25 protein-coding genes are annotated in these 22,505 nt (G+C 69.2%); 17 read left to right on the forward strand and 8 right to left on the reverse strand.

Going from position 1 to position 22,505, the window contains the following annotated elements; genetic code table 11:
- Positions 1-73 precede the first annotated feature (73 nt).
- From ACIBO2_RS54735 to ACIBO2_RS54775, 9 genes are all read left to right on the forward strand, one after another.
- Positions 74-580 carry an NUDIX hydrolase gene (locus ACIBO2_RS54735; protein ID WP_358553145.1) on the forward strand — a complete coding sequence of 169 codons (507 nt, stop codon included), beginning with the start codon at positions 74-76 and terminating at the stop codon, positions 578-580.
- A gap of 39 nt (positions 581-619) precedes the next feature.
- On the forward strand, positions 620-970 hold the full coding sequence (locus ACIBO2_RS54740) for a PadR family transcriptional regulator (protein WP_357959228.1): 351 nt from the start codon (positions 620-622) through the stop codon (positions 968-970).
- Positions 967-1,851 (forward strand): hypothetical protein, encoded by an 885-nt coding sequence (locus tag ACIBO2_RS54745; protein ID WP_358553143.1) that lies wholly within the window; start codon positions 967-969, stop codon positions 1,849-1,851. Before ACIBO2_RS54740 ends, ACIBO2_RS54745 begins: the two co-directional genes overlap by 4 nt.
- Before the next feature lie 34 nt (positions 1,852-1,885).
- Positions 1,886-2,788 (forward strand): hypothetical protein, encoded by a 903-nt coding sequence (locus ACIBO2_RS54750; protein ID WP_358553141.1) that lies wholly within the window; start codon positions 1,886-1,888, stop codon positions 2,786-2,788.
- Positions 2,789-2,794: 6 nt separating this feature from the next.
- The gene (locus ACIBO2_RS54755; RefSeq protein ID WP_397305013.1) at positions 2,795-4,534 is read left to right on the forward strand and encodes a peptidoglycan-binding protein; all 1,740 of its coding nucleotides are present in this window, start codon (positions 2,795-2,797) and stop codon (positions 4,532-4,534) included.
- The gene (locus ACIBO2_RS54760; protein WP_358553137.1) at positions 4,527-5,240 is read left to right on the forward strand and encodes an ABC transporter ATP-binding protein; all 714 of its coding nucleotides are present in this window, start codon (positions 4,527-4,529) and stop codon (positions 5,238-5,240) included. The genes ACIBO2_RS54755 and ACIBO2_RS54760 overlap by 8 nt, the downstream gene beginning before the upstream one ends.
- Positions 5,240-6,418: an ABC transporter permease gene (locus tag ACIBO2_RS54765; protein WP_357959239.1), complete on the forward strand. Its 1,179-nt coding sequence runs from the start codon at positions 5,240-5,242 to the stop codon at positions 6,416-6,418. Before ACIBO2_RS54760 ends, ACIBO2_RS54765 begins: the two co-directional genes overlap by 1 nt.
- A 10-nt stretch (positions 6,419-6,428) precedes the next feature.
- Entirely contained in the window at positions 6,429-6,833 is a 405-nt protein-coding gene (locus ACIBO2_RS54770; RefSeq protein WP_358553135.1) for a GNAT family N-acetyltransferase, read from the forward strand.
- Positions 6,834-6,916: 83 nt separating this feature from the next.
- A complete protein-coding gene (locus ACIBO2_RS54775) occupies positions 6,917-8,629 on the forward strand; it encodes a GMC oxidoreductase (RefSeq protein WP_358553133.1) in 1,713 nt (570 codons plus the stop codon).
- Between the two features lie 44 nt (positions 8,630-8,673).
- On the opposite strand, the gene ACIBO2_RS54780 is transcribed toward ACIBO2_RS54775, so the two are convergent.
- Positions 8,674-8,889, reverse strand: a complete 216-nt coding sequence (locus tag ACIBO2_RS54780; protein WP_358553131.1) for a hypothetical protein — start codon at positions 8,887-8,889, stop codon at positions 8,674-8,676.
- Between the two features lie 206 nt (positions 8,890-9,095).
- On the opposite strand from ACIBO2_RS54780, the gene ACIBO2_RS54785 reads away from it, so the two are divergent.
- Positions 9,096-9,539, forward strand: coding sequence for a YbaB/EbfC family nucleoid-associated protein (locus tag ACIBO2_RS54785; protein ID WP_358553129.1), 444 nt, complete (start codon positions 9,096-9,098; stop codon positions 9,537-9,539).
- 34 nt (positions 9,540-9,573) lie between these two features.
- Here the strand turns inward: ACIBO2_RS54785 and ACIBO2_RS54790 are convergent, their stop codons facing one another.
- From ACIBO2_RS54790 to argG, 3 genes are all read right to left on the reverse strand, one after another.
- Positions 9,574-10,143, reverse strand: coding sequence for a hypothetical protein (locus ACIBO2_RS54790; RefSeq protein ID WP_358553127.1), 570 nt, complete (start codon positions 10,141-10,143; stop codon positions 9,574-9,576).
- Positions 10,144-10,207: 64 nt separating this feature from the next.
- Entirely contained in the window at positions 10,208-10,570 is a 363-nt protein-coding gene (locus tag ACIBO2_RS54795; RefSeq protein ID WP_358553125.1) for a hypothetical protein, read from the reverse strand.
- Positions 10,571-10,742: 172 nt separating this feature from the next.
- On the reverse strand, positions 10,743-12,191 hold the full coding sequence (gene argG, locus ACIBO2_RS54800; protein ID WP_358553123.1) for an argininosuccinate synthase: 1,449 nt from the start codon (positions 12,189-12,191) through the stop codon (positions 10,743-10,745).
- Between the two features lie 125 nt (positions 12,192-12,316).
- On the opposite strand from argG, the gene ACIBO2_RS54805 reads away from it, so the two are divergent.
- The 3 genes from ACIBO2_RS54805 (at position 12,317) to ACIBO2_RS54815 (ending at position 14,564) form a co-directional block, all read left to right on the forward strand.
- Entirely contained in the window at positions 12,317-12,823 is a 507-nt protein-coding gene (locus ACIBO2_RS54805; RefSeq protein WP_358553121.1) for a SigE family RNA polymerase sigma factor, read from the forward strand.
- Positions 12,820-14,046 carry a hypothetical protein gene (locus ACIBO2_RS54810; RefSeq protein WP_358553119.1) on the forward strand — a complete coding sequence of 409 codons (1,227 nt, stop codon included), beginning with the start codon at positions 12,820-12,822 and terminating at the stop codon, positions 14,044-14,046. The genes ACIBO2_RS54805 and ACIBO2_RS54810 overlap by 4 nt, the downstream gene beginning before the upstream one ends.
- Positions 14,047-14,153: 107 nt before the next feature.
- Positions 14,154-14,564: a hypothetical protein gene (locus tag ACIBO2_RS54815; protein WP_358553117.1), complete on the forward strand. Its 411-nt coding sequence runs from the start codon at positions 14,154-14,156 to the stop codon at positions 14,562-14,564.
- Positions 14,565-14,619: 55 nt separating this feature from the next.
- Here ACIBO2_RS54815 and ACIBO2_RS54820 read toward each other — a convergent pair whose 3' ends face one another.
- Complete coding sequence (locus ACIBO2_RS54820) at positions 14,620-15,531, reverse strand: hypothetical protein (protein ID WP_358553115.1); 912 nt, start codon at positions 15,529-15,531, stop codon at positions 14,620-14,622.
- Positions 15,532-15,792: 261 nt separating this feature from the next.
- Positions 15,793-16,623 carry a class I SAM-dependent methyltransferase gene (locus ACIBO2_RS54825; RefSeq protein WP_397305014.1) on the reverse strand — a complete coding sequence of 277 codons (831 nt, stop codon included), beginning with the start codon at positions 16,621-16,623 and terminating at the stop codon, positions 15,793-15,795.
- Between the two features lie 106 nt (positions 16,624-16,729).
- On the opposite strand from ACIBO2_RS54825, the gene ACIBO2_RS54830 reads away from it, so the two are divergent.
- The gene (locus ACIBO2_RS54830; RefSeq protein WP_397305015.1) at positions 16,730-17,332 is read left to right on the forward strand and encodes a TetR/AcrR family transcriptional regulator; all 603 of its coding nucleotides are present in this window, start codon (positions 16,730-16,732) and stop codon (positions 17,330-17,332) included.
- Here ACIBO2_RS54830 and ACIBO2_RS54835 read toward each other — a convergent pair.
- The gene (locus tag ACIBO2_RS54835) at positions 17,327-17,761 is read right to left on the reverse strand and encodes a hypothetical protein (RefSeq protein WP_397305016.1); all 435 of its coding nucleotides are present in this window, start codon (positions 17,759-17,761) and stop codon (positions 17,327-17,329) included. The two genes, ACIBO2_RS54830 and ACIBO2_RS54835, sit on opposite strands and share 6 nt — an antisense overlap.
- 72 nt (positions 17,762-17,833) lie before the next feature.
- Between ACIBO2_RS54835 and ACIBO2_RS54840 the strand changes: the two genes are divergently transcribed.
- From ACIBO2_RS54840 to ACIBO2_RS54850, 3 genes are all read left to right on the forward strand, one after another.
- Positions 17,834-18,298 carry a hypothetical protein gene (locus tag ACIBO2_RS54840; RefSeq protein ID WP_397305017.1) on the forward strand — a complete coding sequence of 155 codons (465 nt, stop codon included), beginning with the start codon at positions 17,834-17,836 and terminating at the stop codon, positions 18,296-18,298.
- Entirely contained in the window at positions 18,295-18,783 is a 489-nt protein-coding gene (locus tag ACIBO2_RS54845; protein WP_358553105.1) for a sigma-70 family RNA polymerase sigma factor, read from the forward strand. The genes ACIBO2_RS54840 and ACIBO2_RS54845 overlap by 4 nt, the downstream gene beginning before the upstream one ends.
- An 82-nt stretch (positions 18,784-18,865) precedes the next feature.
- On the forward strand, positions 18,866-19,879 hold the full coding sequence (locus tag ACIBO2_RS54850; protein WP_358553103.1) for an NAD(P)-dependent alcohol dehydrogenase: 1,014 nt from the start codon (positions 18,866-18,868) through the stop codon (positions 19,877-19,879).
- Positions 19,880-19,931: 52 nt separating this feature from the next.
- Here ACIBO2_RS54850 and helR read toward each other — a convergent pair whose 3' ends face one another.
- A complete protein-coding gene (helR, locus tag ACIBO2_RS54855; RefSeq protein ID WP_358553101.1) occupies positions 19,932-22,079 on the reverse strand; it encodes an RNA polymerase recycling motor ATPase HelR in 2,148 nt (715 codons plus the stop codon).
- Between the last annotated feature and the right edge of the window lie 426 nt (positions 22,080-22,505).

Here is a 22,505-nt window from a genome sequence, read left to right on the forward strand (position 1 = left end):
TACAGGGTGTTGCCCAATCTTTCGGAGTTACCACCGATCATGCCTTGTCATCCGTTTTGAGGTGAAATAGACCATGGATCACGTGATCGCGACGGAGACCGTGCCATGGATCCCGACGGCACACCGGCTGGACGTCGTCCTGTCCTCGCGGCTGCCGCCGACCGGCCAGATCACCACAGCCTTCGCCGTCGTACGGGACGACGCCGACAGGATGCTGCTGACCTGCGTCGACCGGGCGGGACGCGGCTGGGACATCCCCGGCGGCCACCTCGAACCCGGCGAGTCCCCCGTGGACGCCGCCGTCCGGGAGTTGGCCGAGGAGACCGGGCTGGTGCTGGCGCCCGAGAAGCTGTCCGTTTTCGCGTGGTTGCGGATCGAACTGACGGGGCCGGTGCCCGATGGGTATCGCTATGAGGCGCTGACGAATCTGGTGATGTTCCAGGCGCGGCTCGACTCGCCGGGACCCGCCGTACGGCCCGCTCCGGGGTCGGAGAGTACGCGGGCCGCCTGGCTTCCGGCCGAGGAGGTGGAACGATTGTGCTCCGGGCGGAGCTGGCTGATCGCGTACCGGACGCTCTAGCCGTTGCACACGCTTCGTTTAACGGAATAATCTCGTCCCATGCCCAGGGGAACCTCAGAAGTCAGCGAGCCGATGTACTTCGTGCTCACCGCGCTGCGCGGCGGACCGCTGCACGGACACGCGATCAGCAAGTCGATCAAGGAGCTGTCCGGCGGCCGGGTCCAGCCCTCTGTCGGCACCCTGTACGGCATCCTTGAGCGGCTCAACGAGCGAGGCGTGATCGCCGTGGACCGTGAGGAGACGGTCAACGGCCGCAACAGGCGCTACTTCAGGATCACCGACGAGGGCCAGGCGCTGGTGGAAGCCGAGGCGAGACGCATGCAGGAGGCCGCGTCCCTCGTCCTGCGGCCGACCATGTTCGCGTCCCTCGTCCGTCTGCTGACCGCATGACCGCGCTCGAACGGCACTACCGCAGGCTGCTGCTGGCCTACCCGAGGCGGTACCGCGCGGCGCACGGCGACGAATTACTCGACGTCCTGCTCGAATCCGCCGCTCCAGGACAGTCCACCCCGGTGCTCAGAGAGGCGTGGGGACTGCTCCGAGGCGGCGTGCGCACCCGCATCACCCACCAGGCGACGGGCACCGCCTGGGCGGACGGCCTGCATCTCGGGGTCACGGCGGTGTCGGCGGTGAACCTGGCCGCGCTGCTGCCGTTCACGGGCTCGCTGCCGCTGTGGACGCTGCTGTCGGTGCTCGCGCTGCTGGCGGTCATGCACGGATGGACGCGGACGGCGTTCCTGCTCACTCTCGCCACCGGCGTCAAGGCGGTCTCGATCGCCGGCGGCTGGCAGCCCTTGGACCTCACCCTCCTGCCGGTCTACCCGTCAGCGCTCGCCGACCGTCCCCTGTTCGAGACCAGCAGCCCGCAGGCGGTGGCCATGGGGTACGCGGTCGTACTAGCCGGGCTGGCGGTGCTGGCCTGGCGGCGGCACCGGCCACGAGCCCGGTCGTGGTGGTGGTTCGTGGCTGCGCTGGCGGCCGCGTGGGCAGGCCCGTCGTGGCTGCCGGAGGGCACACTGTTCCCGATCAGCCTGAGCAAGATGGCCGTCGAGGTGGTGGCGCTGGGGCTGGCCGTGGCGGGCGCGTACCTGGCCCGTGACCCGCGCTGGGCACTGGCCTCGGGCATCTACCTGGTGGTCACGTCGGGCGACCTGGGTCTGCACGGCGACCAGCTGACCAGGCAGCACCTCGCTTACTGGGGCGTACTGGTCGTACTGACCCTGGCGACGGCGTTCGCGCCCTACCGGCAGCGGCGGCACGCCCTGGATTGACCATGCTCCGTTAAACGGAGTATTGTCCTCTGCCATGCCCAAGAGATCCCCTCTTGCTCCTGCCGTGGCGATGGCCGCGCTGGTCGCACTCGGCGGCTGCGGGGGCACCGCCGAGAACGCGCCACAGCCGTCCCAGACCGCGGCGGCAAAGGACAAGAAGCACCTGCTCGAATCGGCCAAGGCAGACTGCATGAAGCTGAAGGGCTTCAAGTACGTCGCCTACGTACAGCCGGAGAAGCAGGACAGCGAGGAAGACAAAGCCCGCAAGGCTGGCAAATACCCGGCGATGCGGAAATATCGCGAAAAATATGGGTTCGGGGTGTTCGCGATGCACGTCTATCCCAAGGAGATGGGGAACCCGGCCGTCAAGCCCGACAACCCGGACATCAACCCCAACTGGAAGATCCAAGGCTCGCTGTCCCACGCGCAGAGTGTGGCCTACCAGGAAGCGGCGAACGCCTGCATGGCCGAAGCCGTCAAGAAGGTCCTCGGCAAGACCGTGAAGTCGACCAGCGACTACCTCGCACAGATCAACGAGGCTTCCGAGCAGGCCATCTCCAGGGCTATCGACGCCGACCCCCAGTTGGTCGAGCAGGCCGTCACCATGGCCTCGTGCCTCAAGGGCAAGGGCTACCCGATCGGCAAGTCCACGCCGATGGCGATGTCCAGCCGAGGCCGGGACGTGTTCATGGCCCAGGAGGACAAGCTGGGCAGACAGCAGCGCGACGACGTGCCCGATGTCGCACCGCCGGTGAAGAAGGGCGAGGTCAAGATGACCTACGCCCCCACGCTGACCCCGACGGAGGCCAAGCCCTACCTGACCAAGGAGATCAAGGCGGCCCTCGACGACCTGGAATGCGGCAAGGACTTCTATCCGGCGTACTTGCCCAAGGAGGCCGCCGCCGATCAGCGGGTCTACGAAGAATTCGGTATGTGAGGCTCGATGAAGTCGCCCCGGAGGCTGCTCGCCTTCGTCATCGCGGGTGTCGTGGCCATCGCCGCCGCCGGCTGGGTCGTCAGCACCCGCCTGCGCTCCCCTGCCGACGAAGCCGCCCGCCGCGCCGCGCCGAAGGCGTCGCTCGTCACCGCAGCGGTCGAGCGCCGCAAGCTGGTCAGCACGGTCGTGGTCAGCGGCACGCTCGAATACGGCTCGCCGCTGCCCATCACCCTCGCGGGAGTGGTCGGTGGCACCTCGGAGCTGCAGCGGGTCACCCGGGCACCGCGCCAGGGCAGGCTGAAAGAGGGAGCGGCGTTCATGGAGGTGAACGGCCGCCCGGTGTTCGCGCTGCGCGGCTCCGTGCCGATGCACCGCACGATCGGCCCGGGCACCGAGGGCAAGGACGTCAAGCAGCTGCAGAAGGCGCTGCGCAGACTCGGGTACGGCGGGCCCACCTCGGGGGTGTTCGACCGGGCCACGATCGCCGCCGTCACCAGGATGTACAAGAAGAAGGGGTACGAGGCCCAGCAGCCCACGCTGACCGACCGGCAGGCCCACGACCAGTTGCGCAAGGCCGTACAGACGGCGCAGGAGACCCTGGCGACCGAGAAGAACACGCTCGACCAGGGGCGTGACGTGCTCCCGCTGAAGGTCAAGCTGACCAACGCCAAGGCGGACCTGAAGTCGGCACGCGCCGCGCTGAAGGAGGCCGAGAGGCAGCGGCTCACTCCGGAGGACGACGGCAAGCTGGCGACGGCCGACGCGACCGTACGCGCGGCCGAGGAGAAGCTGCTCGAAGCCGAGCAGGCGCTCGCCGCGGCCAGGAATCAGCCGACCGCCGCCCCGACCGCCACCTCCACCGCCGTGCCCACCGCCACCGCCGCGCCTCAGCCGACCCAGGACACGAGCCTGCTGGAGCTGAAGGTACGCAACGCCAGGGCCGATCTGGACCAGGCGCAGGAGGCGTACGGCCGGATCAAGGAGGAGTCGCGGCAGGCCCGCGAGAAGCTGCTGGAAGAGCTGCGCAAGGCCGAGCGCACGGCGAAGGACGGGCTGGTCACGGCCGAGCAGGCACTGCGCCAGGCGCGGCGGCTCTCCCCTACCAAGCTCAAGGTGGCCAACGCGGCCAAGGACGTGAGCGCGGCCAGGTCGCTGCTGGCGGAGTTCGAACGGACCTATGGCATGGCGATCCCGCCGGGCGAGATCGTGTTCCTGCCGAAGCTGCCCGCGCGGGTGCAGAAGACCGCGGTGAAGGCGGGCGAGGCCGTCGAGAAGGAGATCGCCACGGTGACCAGCTCGACGTTCATGGTGACGGGGTCGGTCGAGAGCGCGGAATCCGACCTCCTGCGTACGGGCATGAGCGCGGTCATCGAGCTCGACTCGGGCAAGACGTACCCGGCGGCGCTCACCGCGGTCGGCGAGAAGGCCACGGTGCCCGGCCAGGAGAAGGGCCCCGAGGGCACCCAACCGGTGCTGCTCACGCCGAGTTCGGCGAAAGGGCTCAAGGGCCAGTCGGGCGCCACGGTCACGGCCAGGGTGACCGTGGGGGCGACCAAGGAGCCGGTGCTGGTGGTCCCGGTGGCCGCGGTCGTCACGGGGGCCGACGGCAAGGCGCGTGTGCAGGTGGAGTACGCCACGGACAAGACCAAGGAGGTCGAGATCCGCACCGGCCTGACCGCTGACGGGAACGTCGAAGTCACCGGCGCGCTCAACGCCGGCGACCGGGTTGTGGTCAGCGGTGTCTGAGCCCGGCATCGCATCAACCAGCTCAGCGGCGCTGGAGCCGGTCATCGAGCTGACCGCCGTGTGCAGGGACTACCCCGCGCAGCCGCCCGTCCGCGCGCTCGACGACGTCTCGTTCCGGGTGGCGCGCGGCGACTACCTGGCGATCGTCGGCCCGTCAGGCTCGGGCAAGTCCACGCTGCTCAACGTCCTGGGCCTGCTGGACCGGCCCAGCTCGGGCAGCTACCGCCTGGACGGCACCGAGACCACCACCCTGCGCGACGGCGAACGGACCAAGCTGCGCGGCGACCGCATCGGCTTCGTCTTCCAGTCCTTCCACCTGCTCGCCCACCGCAGCGTCGTGGAGAACGTGATGCTCGCGGAGATCTACGGCGGCCACCCGCGCAAGGGCAGGCGGGAGCGGGCACTGGCGGCGCTGGAGCGGGTCGGGCTCGGCCACCGCGTGGGCTTCCTGCCCGATCGACTGTCCGGCGGCGAGCGCCAGCGCGCGGCCATGGCCAGGGCCCTCATGGGCGAGCCGTCCCTGCTGCTCTGTGACGAGCCCACCGGCAACCTCGACAGTCGCAACACCGAGGCGGTGCTCGACCTGTTCGACGAGCTGCGCGAGCAGGGGCTGACGATCGTGGTCATCACGCACGAGCGGGAGGTCAGCACGCGCGCCGGTCGCCGGGTGCGGATCACCGACGGCGTGCTGGTGGAAGAGGCGTGATGCACGTACGGGATCTCCTCGGCGAGGCCGTCGCCGGCATGCTCGCCAGGCCGGTGCGCTCCGCGCTCACCACGCTCGGCACCGTGCTGGGCATCACCACGCTGGTCATCACGCTCGGCGTGGCCGCCACCGCGGGCAACCAGATCGTCGGGCGCTTCGACGAGCTGGTCGCCACGGCCATCACAGTGGAAGTACCGGAGAGCGCGAACGTACCGCTGGTCGCCTGGGACTCGCTCGATCGGGTGACCAGGCTGCGCGGGGTGGTCTCGGCCGCGGCGGTGGCCGAGACCAAGGACAGCTCGAACCTGTCGGTCCGCTCCAACGATCTCGTCGACCCGGCCAGGGTGACCACGCAGACCCTGACGGTACTGGCCGCCACGACCGGCCTGCCCGAGGCCGCCAGGGGCCGGGTCGTGCAGGGCAGGTTCTACGACGCCGGTCACGTCAAGCGGGCGGACCGGGTGGCCGTGCTCGGCGACCAGGCGGCCAAGATGCTCGGCGTCACCAGTCTCGACCGGGCTCCGGCGATCTTCATCGGCAAGCACGCGTACACGGTCATCGGCATCCTCGGCGACCTGCGCCGCGAACGGAACCTGAGCGCCGCCGTCATCGTGCCGCCCACGGTGGGCAAGCAGTTCGGGCTGCGTGACGTGACCAGGGTGCTGGTCAACACCAGCCTGGGCGCCGCCGACCTGATCGCCGGGCAGGCGCCGAACGCGCTCTCCCCCGGCAACGGTGACCAGTTGCAGGTCGTCGCCCCGCCCAGCCCCACCAGGGCGCGCGACCAGGCACAGGACGACGTCAACGCGCTCTTCCTGATCCTCGGCCTGGTCTCGCTGGTGGTGGGCGCGGTCGGCATCGCCAACGTCACGCTGGTCACCGTGATGGAACGCGTCGCCGAGATCGGCCTGCGCCGCTCGCTGGGCGCGGCCCGCCGCCACATCGCCGCCCAGTTCCTGCTGGAGTCGACGCTGATCGGGCTCGCGGGCGGCGTGATCGGCGCGAGCATCGGCGTGGTCGCCGTCGTCGCCGTCTCGGCCGCCAAGCAGTGGACTCCGCTCCTGGACGTACGGCTGGCGATCGGGGCGCCCATCGCCGGGGCCGTGGTCGGCCTGCTCGCCGGCCTGTATCCGGCGCTGCGGGCGGCCAGAATGGAGCCGGTGGACGCGCTCAGGTAGCTTTTCGATCATGAATCCGACACCCGAGGACGGCGTCACGCTCACCGTGTGCCCTCCCCTGACCGACCACGACCTCAACGACCTCTTCGCGGCCTCCTGGCCCGGCCACGACCCCACCTCGTTCGCGGGCCGGCTTGGCCACAGCCTCTGCTGGATCGCCGCCCATCGCGCGGATCGCCTGGTCGGCTACGTGAACGTCGCCACGGACGGCGGCATCCACGCCTTCATCCTGGACACCACCGTGCGTCCCGCCGAACGCCGGGCGGGCCTCGGTGTCCGCCTGGTCCGCGCGGCCGCCGACGAGGCCAAGGCGCGCGGCGCCGAGTGGCTGCACGTGGACTACGAACCGCATCTTGAGGGCTTCTACGCCCAGTGCGGCTTCCGCCCTACGGCGGCGGGGTTGATGCAACTCTGAGATCGCGGTTCTGAGGACTGCGGCGCGACGAAGCGGCGGCGCGGAGGATTGCGGGAAGGTCTTTCGCGGGGTCTACTTCGTCCATGGCACTCCCCGAACTCGTCCCCTCCGGGCAGCCGGTGGACGTCCAGAAGACCAGTTTCTCACTCGATGTTCTCGGCCGCTTCTTCTGCAGCACCTGGCAGGAGGCGACGGGCAGCGGCGGGCCGCCGTTCTCGGCGGTGGTGGTCGGCGGTGGGATGTACGGGGCGTACTGCGCGACCAAGATCTACCGGCGGCACCCGGGCAAGCGGGTGCTGCTGCTGGACGCCGGCCCCTACCTGGTGCCCGAGCACGTGCAGAACCTCGGCCGTATCGGGCTGAACGTCCCCGCGCCCATAGCGCCCGGCGCCGATCCGCGCGTGCCCCGGGAGCTGGTGTGGGGGCTGCCGTGGCGGGGCAACGTCGACTTTCCCGGGCTCGCGTACTGCACCGGCGGCAAGTCCCTCTACTGGGGCGGCTGGTGCCCCCGGCTCACGGCGGATGATCTCCGGCATTGGCCGGCGTCGACGGCCGCGTACCTGGAGAGCACCTACCTGGAGGTGGAGAGCGAGATCGGCGTCGTGCCCGCGACCGATTTCATCGCGGGAGACCTCTATACGACGCTGTTCGAGGCGTTCGCGTCCGCCGCCGCGGTGACGCCGGGGTTCGAGACCGGCCTCGGTGATCGCGGCGCCGAGGTCGCGCCGCTCGCGGTGCAGGGTGACTCGCCGGTGTCGGGCCTGTTCAGCTTCGACAAGTACAGCAGTCTGCCGATGCTCATGGACGCGGTCCGCGAGGATGTGACCGCCTCCGGGGGACGCGACGCGGACCGGCGGCTCTTCGTGGTGCCCCTGGCGCACGTCCTCCGGGCGCACGCGGCCGACGGGGTGGTGACCGCGATCGACGTCGACGCCGCCGGGCGGCCGGAGTCCCTGCGGGTCTCCCCCGACTGTGCCGTGATCCTCGCCGCGAGCGCGGTGGAGACCACCCGGCTCGCCCTGGGCTCGTTCCCCACCCCGCTCATGGGCCGTAACCTGATGGCGCACGTACGCAGCGACTTCACCGTCAGGATCCGCCGTACGGCGCTGCCGCCGCTGCCCGAACACGTACAGACCGGCGCGCTGCTGCTGCGCGGGCTGGTGCCCGCCGGCCGGTTCCACATCCAGATCACCGCGTCGACGAGTCAGGGCGGATCCGACGAACTCCTGTTCCGCATGCTCCCGGACATGGACCTGCTCGAACGGCAGCTGGCCAACACCGACCCCGACTGGATCACCGTCACCCTGCGCTGCGTCGGCGAGATGCACGGGGACCGGACGACCGAGATACCGGACCCGGACAAGAGCTGGATCAATCTCAGCCCGCACGAGGTCGACGAGTACGGCATCGCGCGCGCGTACCTGCACCTCACGCTCGATCCGCGGGATGAGCAGGTCTGGGCGGCCATGGACGGCGCGGCGCTCGCCATCGCCCAGGCGGTCTCCGGCTCGCCGGACCAGATCGAGTATCTGTACGACAACGCATGGCACGCGCGGCCGTTCCCCCTGGACAGGCCGTTCCCCGAATGGCATCGGGGACTCGGGACGACCTACCACGAATCCGGCACGCTGTGGATGGGCGACGACCCGGCCACCTCGGTGACCGATCCGGTGGGCCGCTTCCATCACGTACGGAACGCCTACGCCTGCGACCAGTCGTTGTTCCCGACGGTCGGATCGGTCAACCCGGTCCTCACGGGACTGACCCTCGCCAGGCAGTTGGCCGACCGTCTCTGAACGGAACGCCGCCCCCCTTGTGGGAGACGGCGACCGTGCGAGTCCTAGCGAACCCAGAGGGGGTAGTAGCCGGGGCTACCCGTGCAGTCGTACTGGCTGAAGCCCTCCCGGACGTACTGCTGGCCCATGTCGATGCACTTGGACTTGGTGGTGAAGACGCCGATGTACACCCAGCCGGCCGCCTGAGCGGGGGTGCTGAGCACGCTGACGCCCATGACGGCGATGGCTGTCGTGAGGAGCGCGGCACGTAGACGCGACATGTGTCTCCTTCATACCCGGGGACGCGATACGCGAAGATCATGTCAGGGCAGGGTCCGAAACGCGATCTCGACGACCTGGTCAGTCGTCGCCGTGCGCATGGTGAGCCGGCCGATCCGGGCCACCGGTCCGAACGCCGCCCACCAAATGTCGATATTGTGTTGCTCCGCATCGCCCTGGCGGCAGGTAGAGAGCTGAGGTAGGACAAGTGGCGGCACATGGCTTCGGTGACTTCGCGAACATGAATATCGATGCGTTGTTGGCGGATTCACAGAAGCGGGTGGCCCGTTTCGAGGAAGCGCAGAAAAGGGCCGCGGACGTGGTCGGCCGGGCCGCTACCGCCGACGACCACATCGCGGTCGAGTGCACCGCCTCCGGGGTGAGCAGACTCGATATCGACCCCCGGGCCAAGCGCATGAGCGTCGAGGAGATGTCCGCGGCGATCCTCCAAGCGATTCACGATGCCGACGCGGACCTCAAGCGTCAACTGTCGGAGATCCTGACGGACTCGTTCGACGGGGACCTCCTGAACCCGACCGGCGACCCGGAAGCCGCAAGTGCGCAGGTCGAGGAGGCGCAGAAAGCGTTCGACCGCATGATGACCGACACGTTGGGCGAGCTGGACCGCATGCGCAAGGAGTTCGGCTACTGACCGGGGGACCCGCGTGGCGGCGTCGCCGCACCCGTTACTTCAGGCCGTCCGTCAGGGTCTTGTCGTACCCCCAGGCGACCCCGCACGCCACCAGCAGCAGGAAGAGCTTCCACAGAACCTTCTTCCACAACACCAGAAGCCGCTGCTCCATCGAGAGAGCCAGCGATTGCGCCTTCCATTGGCCGTAGAACCACCCCCCTCCGCCGAGGGTCCCGGAGAGCGCGAGCGCCGCTGTGAAGGTGGCACTCGTGAAATTGAGGTAGATCCACGCGGTCCAGAGGTTGGCCAGCACTCTGAGGATCAACGAAAGGCGATGCGCCGAGTTGGCGGCGGTCTGCGAGGCCATGTCGTACTCGTCGACCTTCTCCCCGAAAGCCGCTCGATCCATCGCCTGCCAACTGGCCGCCGACACATTGTCGTGCTGATTCCGCATGGACGCGCCGGAGGCGGACACGCTGCCACTGATGGCACTCCAGCCGTCCGCGGCCTTGTGCAGCAACTGCGGATCCGCCGGCACCGTGAGGCCGAACTGGAGCACGTACTTCTGCAGCGCCGGCAGCAGGGCGGCGGCGAACGCCCATTCAGCGAGTGCCGTCAGCTGCATCCACCGCAGATCGCCGCCGCCGCCGGGCTCGTACGGACTGGGCGTGCCACCCGGAATGGGGAGTTTAAATGCGTCGGACATTTTCTATGTTCTCCACTTCCGCGGTGTCCACGTTTCCGGATGCCGTATACAGCTCGTCTCGATGACCGTGCAATGATTGGACCATGTCGCCCAGCTTCCACTCGGCGGCGGCGACTATTTTGTCGTGCTCCCGGGTCAACGGAAACCCAAGCACACCCAACGCACCCCAGCCGAGCCGCATATTCGGCGGAAAGGTGCCGGCCTCTTCCAGATGTGATACGGGAGAAGTCCCGGTGGTGTCGTCGACAAGCGCGTCGCCGAGCCTCTTGATCGCTGGCCTGTTGTATATCCGGGCCGACTCATCCGCGCCTGTGCCGGGTGTACCCGAAGGCAACGTCATCACCATCCGTCCCCAACGAGTTACAAAGAGTAACTTTTTCGCAGTATGTCAGTAAGATCTTATAAGTCGAAAGCAGCGCACACAGGCTTCTGCGCCTATTGCTCAGCACGAAGTGCAAGCAGGGCCGTGCCGGGCAGCCGGCTGAACGCACGCGGCGCCGCCGGTCTGCCCGAGGCGGTCAGTCGTTACCGAGCTCCATCGCGGCGCGGTCGAGCATCTCCTCGTCCTCGGAGACCTCGCCGCGTGAGGCGATGATCTCGGCGCCGCCCTGCGGCATGTCGCCGATCAGCGGGGTCGAGGGCGTCTGGGAGGCGTCGATGAGCGCGGGATGGGTGGGGCCGAGCATGCCGAGGCTGGCGTACTGCTCCAGCTTGGCGCGCGAGTCGGCGATGTCGAGGTTGCGCATGGTGAGCTGGCCGATCCGGTCCACCGGTCCGAACGCCGAGTCCTCCGTACGCTCCATCGACAGCTTGTCCGGGTGGTAGCTGAAAGCCGGGCCGGAAGTGTCGAGGATCGAGTAGTCCTCACCGCGCCGCAGCCGCAGCGTCACCTCGCCGATGACCGCCGTGCCGACCCAGCGCTGCAGCGACTCGCGGACCATGAGCGCCTGCGGGTCGAGCCAGCGGCCCTCGTACATCAACCGGCCGAGCCGCCGTCCCTCGCTGTGGTAGCTCGCCAGCGTGTCCTCGTTGTGGATCGCGTTGACCAGCCGTTCGTAGGCCGCGTGCAGCAGCGCCATCCCGGGCGCCTCGTAGATGCCGCGGCTCTTGGCCTCGATCACCCGGTTCTCGATCTGGTCCGACATGCCCATGCCGTGCCGGCCACCGATCGCGTTGGCCTCCATCACCAGGTCGACCGGGGTGGCGAACTCCTTGCCGTTGATCGTCACCGGGCGGCCCTGGTCGAAGCCGATGGTCACGTCCTCGGTGGGGATCTCGACCGTCGGGTCCCAGAACCGCACGCCCATGATCGGGTCCACGGTCTCGATGCCGGTGTCGAGGTGCTCCAGGGTCTTGGCCTCGTGGGTGGCGCCCCAGATGTTGGCGTCGGTCGAATATGCCTTCTCGGTGCTGTCGCGATAGGGCAGGCCGTGGGCCAGCAGCCACTCCGACATCTCCTTGCGCCCGCCCAGCTCGGACACGAAGTCCGCGTCGAGCCAGGGCTTGTAGATGCGCAGGTGGGGGTTCGCGAGCAGGCCGTAGCGGTAGAAGCGCTCGATGTCGTTGCCCTTGAACGTCGAGCCGTCGCCCCAGATCTGCACGTCGTCCTCGAGCATCGCCCGGACCAGCAGGGTCCCGGTGACCGCCCGGCCGAGCGGGGTGGTGTTGAAGTAGGCCCGCCCGCCCGATCGGATGTGGAACGCGCCGCAGGTCAGCGCGGCCAGGCCCTCCTCGACCAGCGCCGCGCGGCAGTCGACCAGACGCGCGATCTCAGCCCCGTACGCCGTCGCGCGACCGGGCACCGAGGCGATGTCGGGCTCGTCGTACTGGCCGATGTCGGCGGTGTAGGTGCACGGGACGGCGCCCTTGTCGCGCATCCAGGCGACGGCGACCGAGGTGTCGAGACCACCCGAGAAGGCGATGCCGACCCGCTCGCCGGTGGGCAGGGAGGTGAGAACCTTGGACATGAGACAAGAGTATGCATTGCTTCGCATGATCATGCAAGATTCGGCGCGGGCCATGGTCTTCGCGTGCAACAGTTTTTGCCCCTGCCCCCTCTCGGAGGTGAAAGAACGACGAAGGGCGAGAACCGTTGGAAGGCGATCCCCGTTTCGCAGAGTTCGTCGCAGAACGCGGCGACGCGCTGCTGCGCTACGGCTATGTACTGGCCGGGAACCCCCATGACGCGGCCGACCTGGTCCAGGAGTCGCTGCTGAAGCTCCGTGGCGCCTGGCCGCGATTACGTCTGAAGGAGAACCCGGAGAGCTACGCACGTACCACGATGGCCAGGCTGCACATCGCCAAATGGCGATTGCGGCGACGCGAGCTGCTCGTCTGGGACCTGCCCGAACGCGAGCACCACGATCCGCTGCCCAGCGGCGACGAGCGCAGCATGTGGCAGGCACTGGCCGGGCTGCCGCGCAAACAGCGCGCGGTGCTGGTGCTGCGCTACTACGAGCAGCTCGACGACGCGGAGATCGCCGCCGTGCTCGCGATCTCCCGCGGCACGGTACGCAGCCAGGCCGCCCGCGCGCTGAGCAAGCTGCGCTCCGCCCTGCCGACTGAGCGGAATTCGACGACCGGAGGGAAGGTCCGATGAACGAGGTCGAGGAGACCCTGCGCAGGACGTTCGGTCAGGCGGCCGAGCACGCGCCCAGACTGCCGGGGATGCTGCCCGAGCGGCTCGAACGGGTTCACCTGCGCAGGAGGCGGCGGTCCCGGATGGCGCTGGCCGCCGCGGCGGTCGTGCTGGTCTCGGGCGGGACGCTGGCCGTAGTGCGTGGCGGCGAGACCACGACGGCCGTACAGGGTGACGTCGCCTCGCAGGTGCGCGGCGAGGCGCCGGCCGAGCCCGTGGAGAAGGTCTGGCCGGAGGCGGTGATCAAGGTCGCGGGGAAGGGGTACGGCGGGACGGCGTGGCGGCCGGCCACGGTCATCGACGACCGCACGGTGCTCATGACGACAAGGGATGGGTTCGAGAGCACGGCGGCCATCTACGCCTACGACCTCGAGACCGCCGCCCAACGCAAGATCGCCGACGTGCCGAGGCCCGCGGGGACAGTGTTGTTCGCCTCGGACTTCACCGTGGGCGGCGGCCACGTGGCCTGGTGGACCGCGACGGAGGACTCGGTCGCGCACCTTTGGGCCGTACCGCTGGAGGGCGGTGAGGCGAAGATCGTCGCCGACCAGAGGGTCCAGGTCGACGACGACGGCAACTTGATCGACGGGCTCGGGGTGGTCAACGACAAGATCGTTTTCTCGGTGCGCCCAGGCGGAGTCTTCACCGTTCCCCTCGGGGGCGGCACGGTGGAGCCGATCGCGGAGAGCGCCGGAATGCACCTGCTGACCTGGCCGTGGGCCGGCACACCAGGGCCGGGCGGCCAGCCCAAGACGGGCCCGGTGGGCGAACGGACGGAGGGCCCGCTGTACGAACGGATCCGGAACCTGGAGACCGGGGAGACCGCCACCGCCGTCGTCCACGCCGACGAGCAACTCCGCTCGTGTGGCGTGCGCATCTGCCTGGGCACCACCACTAGCGGCGAGAGCTTCTACCGGCAGCGGGACGGCTCGCAGGAAAGGAAGGCGATCGGCCACCCTTTCACGCTCGAACCACCGACCCAGGATCGCTTCTCCTTCTCGTCGTACGGCCCGCAGCCCGCGGGTGTCGGGCTGTACGACCTGGTCAGCGGCAAGTCGGCCAGCCTCGGCATCAAGCCGGAGGGTAATTCGATCAGGCTGCCAATGGCGGATTCCACCGGAAGGATCCTCAGCTACTCGCTCGGGGACGACCTGTACATGATCGACCTGTCCAAGATCCGGTAACCGTCGCACGTTCCTCAGAAGCGGTCGAGACGGCATTGTCACCGCCTCGGCCGCGGCGGCGAGAATGGTTCAGCCGCCATTTGCTACTCGCGTGTTACCGTCGGGTCATGGTTGGGTCGATCCTCCCGCCGTCTTCAGATATCGCCCGCATTCGGCGGCACATTTTCTACGCGGATGCGGTGAGTGTGCTCATGCTCTTAGGAACAGGGTGCTTCCTTACGTTGAGCAGCCAGACGGTATTCGAAGGCTACCTATCGGCGGGGACGGGCGTGGTGTCGCAAGCGTGCGCTCCCGTGGCCGCCATCATTCTCCTGTTAGGGCTCTGGTATCGGCCCGGCACCGGTAAACCCCTATTGGACCTCTCCAGTCCCAGCGAGCAGCGCGCCGCGTCGAAGTCGGCGCAGATAGACCGGGCGGCTCTGGCGCTCTACCGGAAACTGATCGTGCTTCGCGTCGCCACCGGGATCGTCATCGTGCAGGCCGCCTTGTACGGCGTGTCGGCTGTAACGCCCTATTGAATTTCTCGCTTGCCCGGCTTCATGCGGTGACGCAACACTGCAATCTCGACGATCGCTACTTCTCCTCGCCAAGGCCGAAGGAGACGTCGGTGAGGCGGACCGTCCCGACCTCCGGGTCGTCGAGGAGTTTACGCAGGTCGGCGAGTTTCCAGCGGTCGGCCACGAGCCCGTACACGACACCCTCCTTGGCCGTATCCGCGAGCCCTTCGTAGGTCAGCTCGAACTCACTGAAATCGTCCCCCTCGTCAAGCAGCCCGACCCACCTGCGGAACTCCTCCAGCGCCGCCTCCGGCTCGGTCTCGCACTGGTAGACGAGATCCGTCAGGGCTTGGTCCTTGGTCATGTCGCGGTTCCAAACGACCGCGTTCATCGAGGACGGTTCATCGGAGTCGTCGTAATAGGAGGGCGCGTAGATGTAGGAGACGCCTGCCCCTCCGCAGAGTGCGTGCCTGCGGTTGAAGGCGACGAGCCGCTCGGTGGCCATCGGATGCGCGAACTCCACGACCGCGACGGCTTCGAGCGTCTGCGGAAGTCCGTCGATGGTCTTCCGGACCTCCTCCTTGTCGACCTCGGAGTCCGGCTCCACGGAATCGATCGCGTCCTTCAGGCTGCCCGCCGGCCCGCCGAGGGAAGGGGCACGGACGGCGCCGAACAGGTTCTCCACGATTTCGTAGTCCGTCCGGCCCGCGCTGGGACCGGCCCGGCGCGGCTCCCCCTGCAGCGTGTAGGACGTCTCCAGCAGCCCTACGCCGTTGCCGTACCCGTACGACAGGCGCTTGTCCGGGTTCGCGATGCGGGCGGCCGTGCCGTACACCTCGCCGATCCGCGCGTCGTCGGAAGGATCGACGAACACCCACAGGACCCGGTCGACCGCGCTGAAGGCCAGGAACAGCGCCGCGGTGACAGCCAGGACCTTGACGAGAGACCTGGCCACGTACGCCCAGTCGGGCTCCCTCGTGTTCAGCACCGCGCGCGCTCCTGCGATCTAGATCAAATCGGGTAAGGCGCACCATAGCCGCCCGGAACCGGGGCGGGCGGGGGAATCCAGCCCCGCTCAGCTGTGAAAGAGCTGCGCTCAGGGCGGTGCCGGTGGCCGCGAGGTGAGTGGGCGGCACCGGGCTTGTTCGAGGTGTGTGCGGAGGTGCACCCTACCGGGGGTTCTGCGACTACCGAGTGTTCAGCGACTCCGGGGGTTCAGCGACTCCGGGGGTTCAGCGACTCCGGGGGTTCAGCGACTCCGGGGGTTCAGCGACGCGGTGATCGCCATCGTGGTGTAGGCCATGGTGAAGCCGCCGCCGATCGCGTCGATGGCGGCACCGACGCCCGCCAGCACCTCGGCCAGCTGCTCCGGTGGGAGTTGGGTGAGCGCGCCGGTGGTGGGCAGCAGGTCGAGCCAGTCGTCGCGGCTGTAGTACCGCTCCCAGTCGAACCGCCACTGCTCCGGCTCGCCGAACTCGGCCGCCTTCCGGATGCCGTCGGCGAACAGGGCGAACATCGCCTGGTAGATGTCCTGGCCCGGCCGCGGCGGTCCGGCGCTCAGCGGCGAGTCGGGCGCCACCTTCCGGAAGACGGCGGCGAACGCCTCTGCGACGACGGGCGGCGGGTCGTACACGTGCGCGAACACCGCCAGCAGGCCGCCGGGCCGCAGCACCCGTGCCGCCTTGGCGGCGCCCGCTACGGGGTCCACCCAGTGCCAGGACTGTCCGGCGACGACCGCGTCGAAGGTACGGCCGGCGGCCTCCCAGTCCTCGAACGTCGCCACCTCGACCTCAATCCCGGTACGGCGGGCGAACTCGGCCATCCGGACGTCCGGCTCGACACCCAGCACCTTGCACCCGGCCGCCAGGAACTGACGGGCTTCTATGCCGGTGCCGCAGCCGACATCGACGATGTCGCGGCCGGGGCTGGCGGCGATGATCTGCCGCACCAGGGCGTCGGGATAGTCGGGGCGGGCCCGGTCGTAGCGTTCGGCGTCGACCCCGAACGACTCCGCCATCTGCCTGGCCGTATGGGGCTCGTTCCGCGAAGGCTCTGGTTGCTCCTGCGATAAAGTGGGCATGCGCCCACCATAGTGGGCAGGCGCCCACTCCACAATCGGGCAGACGTTCGCGGTGAGCGAAGGGTGGGCAAAAGCATGTGAAGCATGTGAAGAAGGAGGACGGGCGATGCCGACTGGAGTGGCCCTCCGGGATGTGCGGCAGCAGTTGTTCGACGCCGCCGAGCGCGTCCTGCTCCGGGACGGGGCGCCCGGCCTGACCAGCCGGGCGGTCACGGCGGAGGCGGGTGTCGCCAAGGGCGTCCTGCACAAGCACTTCGAGGACTTCGACGCCTTCCTCGCCGAGCTCGTGCAGGACCGCATCGCCCGGCTCGAAGGCCAGGCCGCCGCCCTTCGCGACTCCGCCGGAACCGGCACCGTCGCCGGCAACCTGATCGGGGCGCTGATGAACCTGTTCGACTCGGTCGCCGTGTCGATCGTCGGTCTGGTCATCTTCCGGGATGAGTTGCGGGCCCGGCTGCCTCGGGCCCGGCCGGCTTTCGGCATCCCGGTCCTGACGGATGCCGTGGCCATGATCGCCGCCTACCTGAACGAGGAGTGCGAGCTGGGCCGCATCGCGGCGGACGCCGACGTGGAGGCGCTGGCGCTCTCCCTGATCGGAGCCGGGCACATGCTGTTCGCCGGCCGGGACGGGGTCGCGCCGGAGCCGGCGGAGGTCGGCAAGGTCGTGAACGCCGTCATCGCCGATGTCACGCAAAGACGCCTGCTATGAGCTGATGCTCACCGGCCGCCGCGCGCGTACCAGGACGAGGCCGACCGCGAGCGTCATGGCCAGGCAGACGGGGGTGTAGAGGAACAGGTTCAGCCAGTAGAACGGGCTTCCGGTGTCCGTGCCGAGGCCGAAGGCCCACACCACGCCGGCAAGCCCGCGCACCAGCACGCCGGCGCCCACGGCCATGGTGACCGCCCTGGCCACCCAGCCGCCCCGCCCGCCGGAGGCCGCCGCCACCGACAGGGCCCCCACGCTCAGCATGAGGATGAGCGGCAGCAGGACCCGTGGGGTGAAGGGCACCTCGGCGTTGAGGACGGCCAGGGAGAGCGCGCGGGGGTCGGCGATGGGCCGGACCACCCAGAACAGATGGACGAATGCGTCGAGAAGCAGGACGGCGGCCGCGAACGCGCCGGGGCGTGAGATGTTCATGCCCTCCAGGAGGCGCCGAACTCGCCAATGGTTCCATGGAACCTTCTGCCCCCGAGCCGCCTCTGGATAGACATGTACTGGCCTGTTGCCGACCTGGACCCGGTGCGCCGGCTGCGCGCGCTCGCCGCCGGCGTCCCCGGTGCGCGTGTCGCCGAGCGGATTCTCCCCGACCCCTTTGAGCTGGTCTGGGAGGTGGCGAGCGACTTGGAGCGGGAGTTCGGCACCTTCGAGCCGGACATGCGAGACCTGCGGATCGTCGCGGACGACGGAGGCGGGCGGCTGGTGGCCGAGGCCCGTAGCAAGTACGGCATGCGCGCCCGCTTCGACGTCGACCTGCGGCCCGGCTGGTGCTGGATGCAGAGCAGGTTCCTGCTCGTCGGCCTGGCGGCCACCGCCGTTCCGGAAGGCACGCTGGTGGCGCAGACCGGCGGCATCCGCGTGCCCGGACGTACCGCGCTGGTGCCCCTGGGCGTCCGGAGAGCCGGGGAGAAGGCCCTGGCCCGGCTGGCGACCCGGGTCGCCGAGCGGGCCCGATGAGCGCGACGCTCGTCCGGGCCGCTCAACGCGGGGACACGATGGCGATGAACGACCTGCTCCGCGAGCTGACGCCGTACCTCGGCCGGATCTGCGGGCCCATCGCGCTCGACAGCGGACAGGACGCGGTCCAGGAGGCGTTGATCGCCGTCTTCCGCAACCTGCGCGCGCTGCGCGAACCCGACGCGCTGTACGGCTGGGCGCGGGCGATCGCCGTGCGAGAGGCCGTCAGGATCGCCAGGCGGGACAACCGTATCGGCCCCACGGAGCCGGGCGACCTGCCGTCGCGACAGGACGTGGAGAACGCGGTGGACATCCGCGACGTGCTGGAACGGCTCACACCCGAGCACCGCGCCGTGCTGGTGCTGCGCGATGTCGAAGGGCTCGACGAGGCCACCGCCGCCAGGCTGCTGGCGGTGCCGGTGGGCACGGTCAAGTCCCGGCTGGCGCGGGCCCGGCTGAGCTTCCGCAACGCCTGGCAATCGTGAGCGATTCCCTGCGGGGAATTGTCCAATGTCATGACTCGCCCGGAGGATCCTCACGTAACCGAAGCGGGGGAAAGGACGTGCGATGAGGAGCTATCACCTGCGGCCGGGACGCGGTCTCGCCGGGCTGACCGTCGAGGACCGGGACGAGCCCGCGCCGGAGCGCGGGCAGGTCGTGGTCAGGATCCACGCGAACGGACTGGGCTATCGCGATCTGATGGTGCTGGCGAACGACTATCCGCTGCCGATCAGGCCAGGCGTCGTGCCCGGCTGCGAGGGCGTGGGCGAGGTCGTGGCCGTCGGCGAGGACGTGACCCGGGTCAGGCCGGGCGACCGGGTGGCGGCCACCGTGTTCCCGCGCTGGCAGGACGGGCCCTTCCTGCTGGAGAACGCCGCCCAGCTCGGCACCATGACCGACGGAGTCCTGGCCGAGTACGCGGTGCTGAGCGAGGACGGCGTGGTGCCCATCCCCGAGCACCTGTCGTACGAGGAGGCGGCGGCGCTGCCGCTGGCGGCCGTGACCGCGTGGAACGCGCTGACCTCCGGCGGCGCCCCACGGCCCGGCCAGACCGTGCTGACGCTCGGCTCGGGCGGGGTGTCGCTGTTCACGCTGATGTTCGCCAAGCTGAGCGGCGCTCGGGTGATCATGACGACGTCCGGCCCCGCCAAGGTGGAGCGGCTGCGGAAGCTCGGTGCCGACGAGGTGATCGACTACCGGGCGAACCCGTCATGGTCGGAGGAGGTCCGCGCGCTCACCGACGGCCTGGGCGCCGATCGCGTCGTCGACCCGGCGGGGCCGCTGGAGCAGTCGCTGAAGTCGGTGGCGTTCGGCGGCGAGGTGGCGTTCGTCGGTTACCGGCTGTCCGGCGCCGAGGGCGCCCGGCCGGTCGACCCGGCGCTGCTGTTCGGGGCGGGCGCGGTGCTGCGCGGAGTGGCGACCGGCAGCCGCGCCCACTTCCTCCAGGTCAACCGCGCGATCGTCACGCACCGGCTGCGTCCCGTCCTCGACCGGGTCTTCCCGTTCGAGGACGTCCACGAGGCGTACCGCTACTGCGAGGCGGGCGGCGGCTTCGGCAAGATCGTCATCAGCCACGACTGACCGGAGCGCGCCTGTCAGGAGGCGGCGCGCCTCCGCTGGTGGGCCCCCGTCGTCAGGCGCTCGTGAGGATGACGAGTTGCTGGGTCGCTCGGGTCATCGCGACATAGCGGTCGACCGCTCCCTCGATGCCCTCGCCGAACGCCTCCGGGTCGACGAGGACGACCAGGTCGAACTCCAGCCCCTTCGACAGCTCGGGCGTCAGCGACCGGACGCGGGACGTCGTACGGAATGTGGGGTACCCGATGACGCACGCGATCCCGTCGGTGTGTGCGGCGAGCCAGGTGTCGAGGATCGAGCCCAGATCCGAGGCGGATCCGTGGACGACGGGGACGTCACCGCGGCGGATGGAGGTCGGCACGTTGGCGTCCGGGAGCACGGCCCGGATGACCGGCTCGGCTTCCGTCATGATCTCTTCCGGCGTCCGGTAGTTGATGCTCAGGGAGGCCAGGTTGATCCGGTCGAGCCCGATCCGTTCGAGCCGCTCCTGCCACGACTCCGTGAACCCGTGCCTGGCCTGGGCACGGTCCCCGACGATGGTGAAGCTCCGTGATGGGCACCGGAGCAGCAGCATCTGCCACTCCGCGTCGGTCAGCTCCTGGGCCTCGTCCACGACGATGTGCGCGAACGGGCCGGCGAGCAGGTCCGGTTCGATGCTGGGCAGTGTGCTCTCGTCGACCAGAGAGACCTTCGCGTCCTGTCCGCGCAGCATCGTCACCAGACCTTCGCCGTCGTCATCGGCGGCGAGCAGGTTGTCGACGACCTTGTCCATCTGCTCACGCTGGGCGGCGAGAGAGGCCTCGTGCCGGCGCTTACGGAGCGCCGCCTCCGGGTCGCCGAGCCGCTGCCGTGCCGCGTCCAGGAGCGGCAGGTCGGACACCGTCCACGCCTGGGCGTCGGCGCGCTGCAGCGCTCGCACCTCGTCGGGGCTCAGCCAGGGCGCGCACATCCGCAGGTAGGCGGGTACGGACCACAGGTCCCCGACGAGGTCGGCCGCTTCGATCAGCGGCCACGCCTTGTTGAAGATCGTGAGCAGCTCCCGGTCCCGCAGCAGCGACTTGCGGAGCAGGTCAGGCGAGGCGTCGCCGTCGTGCTTGTCCATCAGGATCGTGAGCAGCTCCTCCCAGATCTGGTCGCGCGCCTCGTTGTGCGGAGTGCCGGGATCCGGTGCCTGGAACGCCTCGGCCCAATCCTCGGCGCTCAGCCAGATGTCGGACCAGGGGGTCGTGATCGTCATCCCCTTGGTGGGCGGGTTCTCGTAGAACCGGACGGCCGGCTCGATCGCCTGCGTCAGGTTCGCGGAGGACTTCAGGCGGGCCACGTCCGGGTCGGTCTCGATCGCCGCCGCGGCTCCCTCGGCGACGAGGTCCCGCAGGGTGCAGGTCTGCACGCCCTCCTCCCCGAGGCTGGGGAGCACGTCGGCGACGTACGCCAGGTAGGGCTGGTGCGGACCGACGAACAGGACGCCGCCCCGGTGGTGACCGAGGCGCGGGTCGGAGTAGAGCAGGTAGGCGGAGCGGTGCAGCGCGACGACGGTCTTGCCCGTACCCGGGCCGCCGTCGACGACGAGAGCGCCCCGGGAGCCGGCGCGGATGATGGCGTCCTGGTCGGCCTGGATGGTGCCGAGCACGTCCCGCATCCGTGCCGACCGGTTACTGCCCAGGCTGGCGATGAAGGCGGACTGGTCGTCGAGCGCGGCGTGCCCGACCAGCCCGTCCGAGGTGAAGACCTCGTCCCAGTAGTCGCTGATCCGGCCGCGGGTCCAGCGATACCGGCGGCGGCTGGCCAGACCCATCGGGTTGGCGTGGGTGGCTCCGAAGAACGGCTCGGCCGCCGGGGAACGCCAGTCGACCAGCAGTTGACGGCCCTGGCCGTCCCTGAGGCCGAGCCGGCCGACGTACACGGGCTCGGGGTCGTCCGCGCTGACCATGTGTCCGAGGCACAGATCCAAGCCGAACCGGCGCAGCGCGCGCAGGCGAGCGGTCAGCCGGTGGATCTCCATGTCCCGGTCCATCGCCGCCCGGCCGATGCCGCCGGGCGCCTTGCGCTCGGCGTCGAGGCGGTCGGACAGGTCGGCGATCGACTGCTCAAGGCTCTCAGCGATGGCCGCGAAGTGCCGCTCATCGCCGGCGATCAGCGCCTGGTCGGCCTTGAGGGCGAGGCGGTCGGGAAGGTCGAACGCGCTGGTGGTCAGGGGGTTCAAGTAACAAGCTCCGATCTGAGGTCACTGGGGACCCGTTCCTGGCGTTCTGGCCTCGACCGCTGATTCTGCGGCACGACCCGGGTCTTGCCGCAAGCCCCCCGGTGCGCTATACGTTGAGAGTGGAAAGGTGCGGATAATCCCCTTTCCCCTTCGCGAGGCGGCGCATCGCCGCCGCACGCACGGTTCATCGGAGACGATCTTTAGTCGCGTTCGGCATTGACAAGTGGGGGCTCCATACGTCATTATGGAAATGCGACCGGAACAATGGGTCTGCGTAAGCGTGGACAAACTGCATTTGAGTGAGTACGCTCATGCTTCCACGCTGCTTTTCTGACGACCCGCTCCGCTTGCTCACGTTGCGAGGTTGTCTGGCGTGCGTGTAGTCAGTCCGCCGCGAGCCCTCGGAAGGACATCTGTTGGCAGCCT

Origin of the sequence: Nonomuraea sp. NPDC050022 (assembly GCF_044460705.1) — a bacterium.
GTDB lineage: Bacteria > Actinomycetota > Actinomycetes > Streptosporangiales > Streptosporangiaceae > Nonomuraea.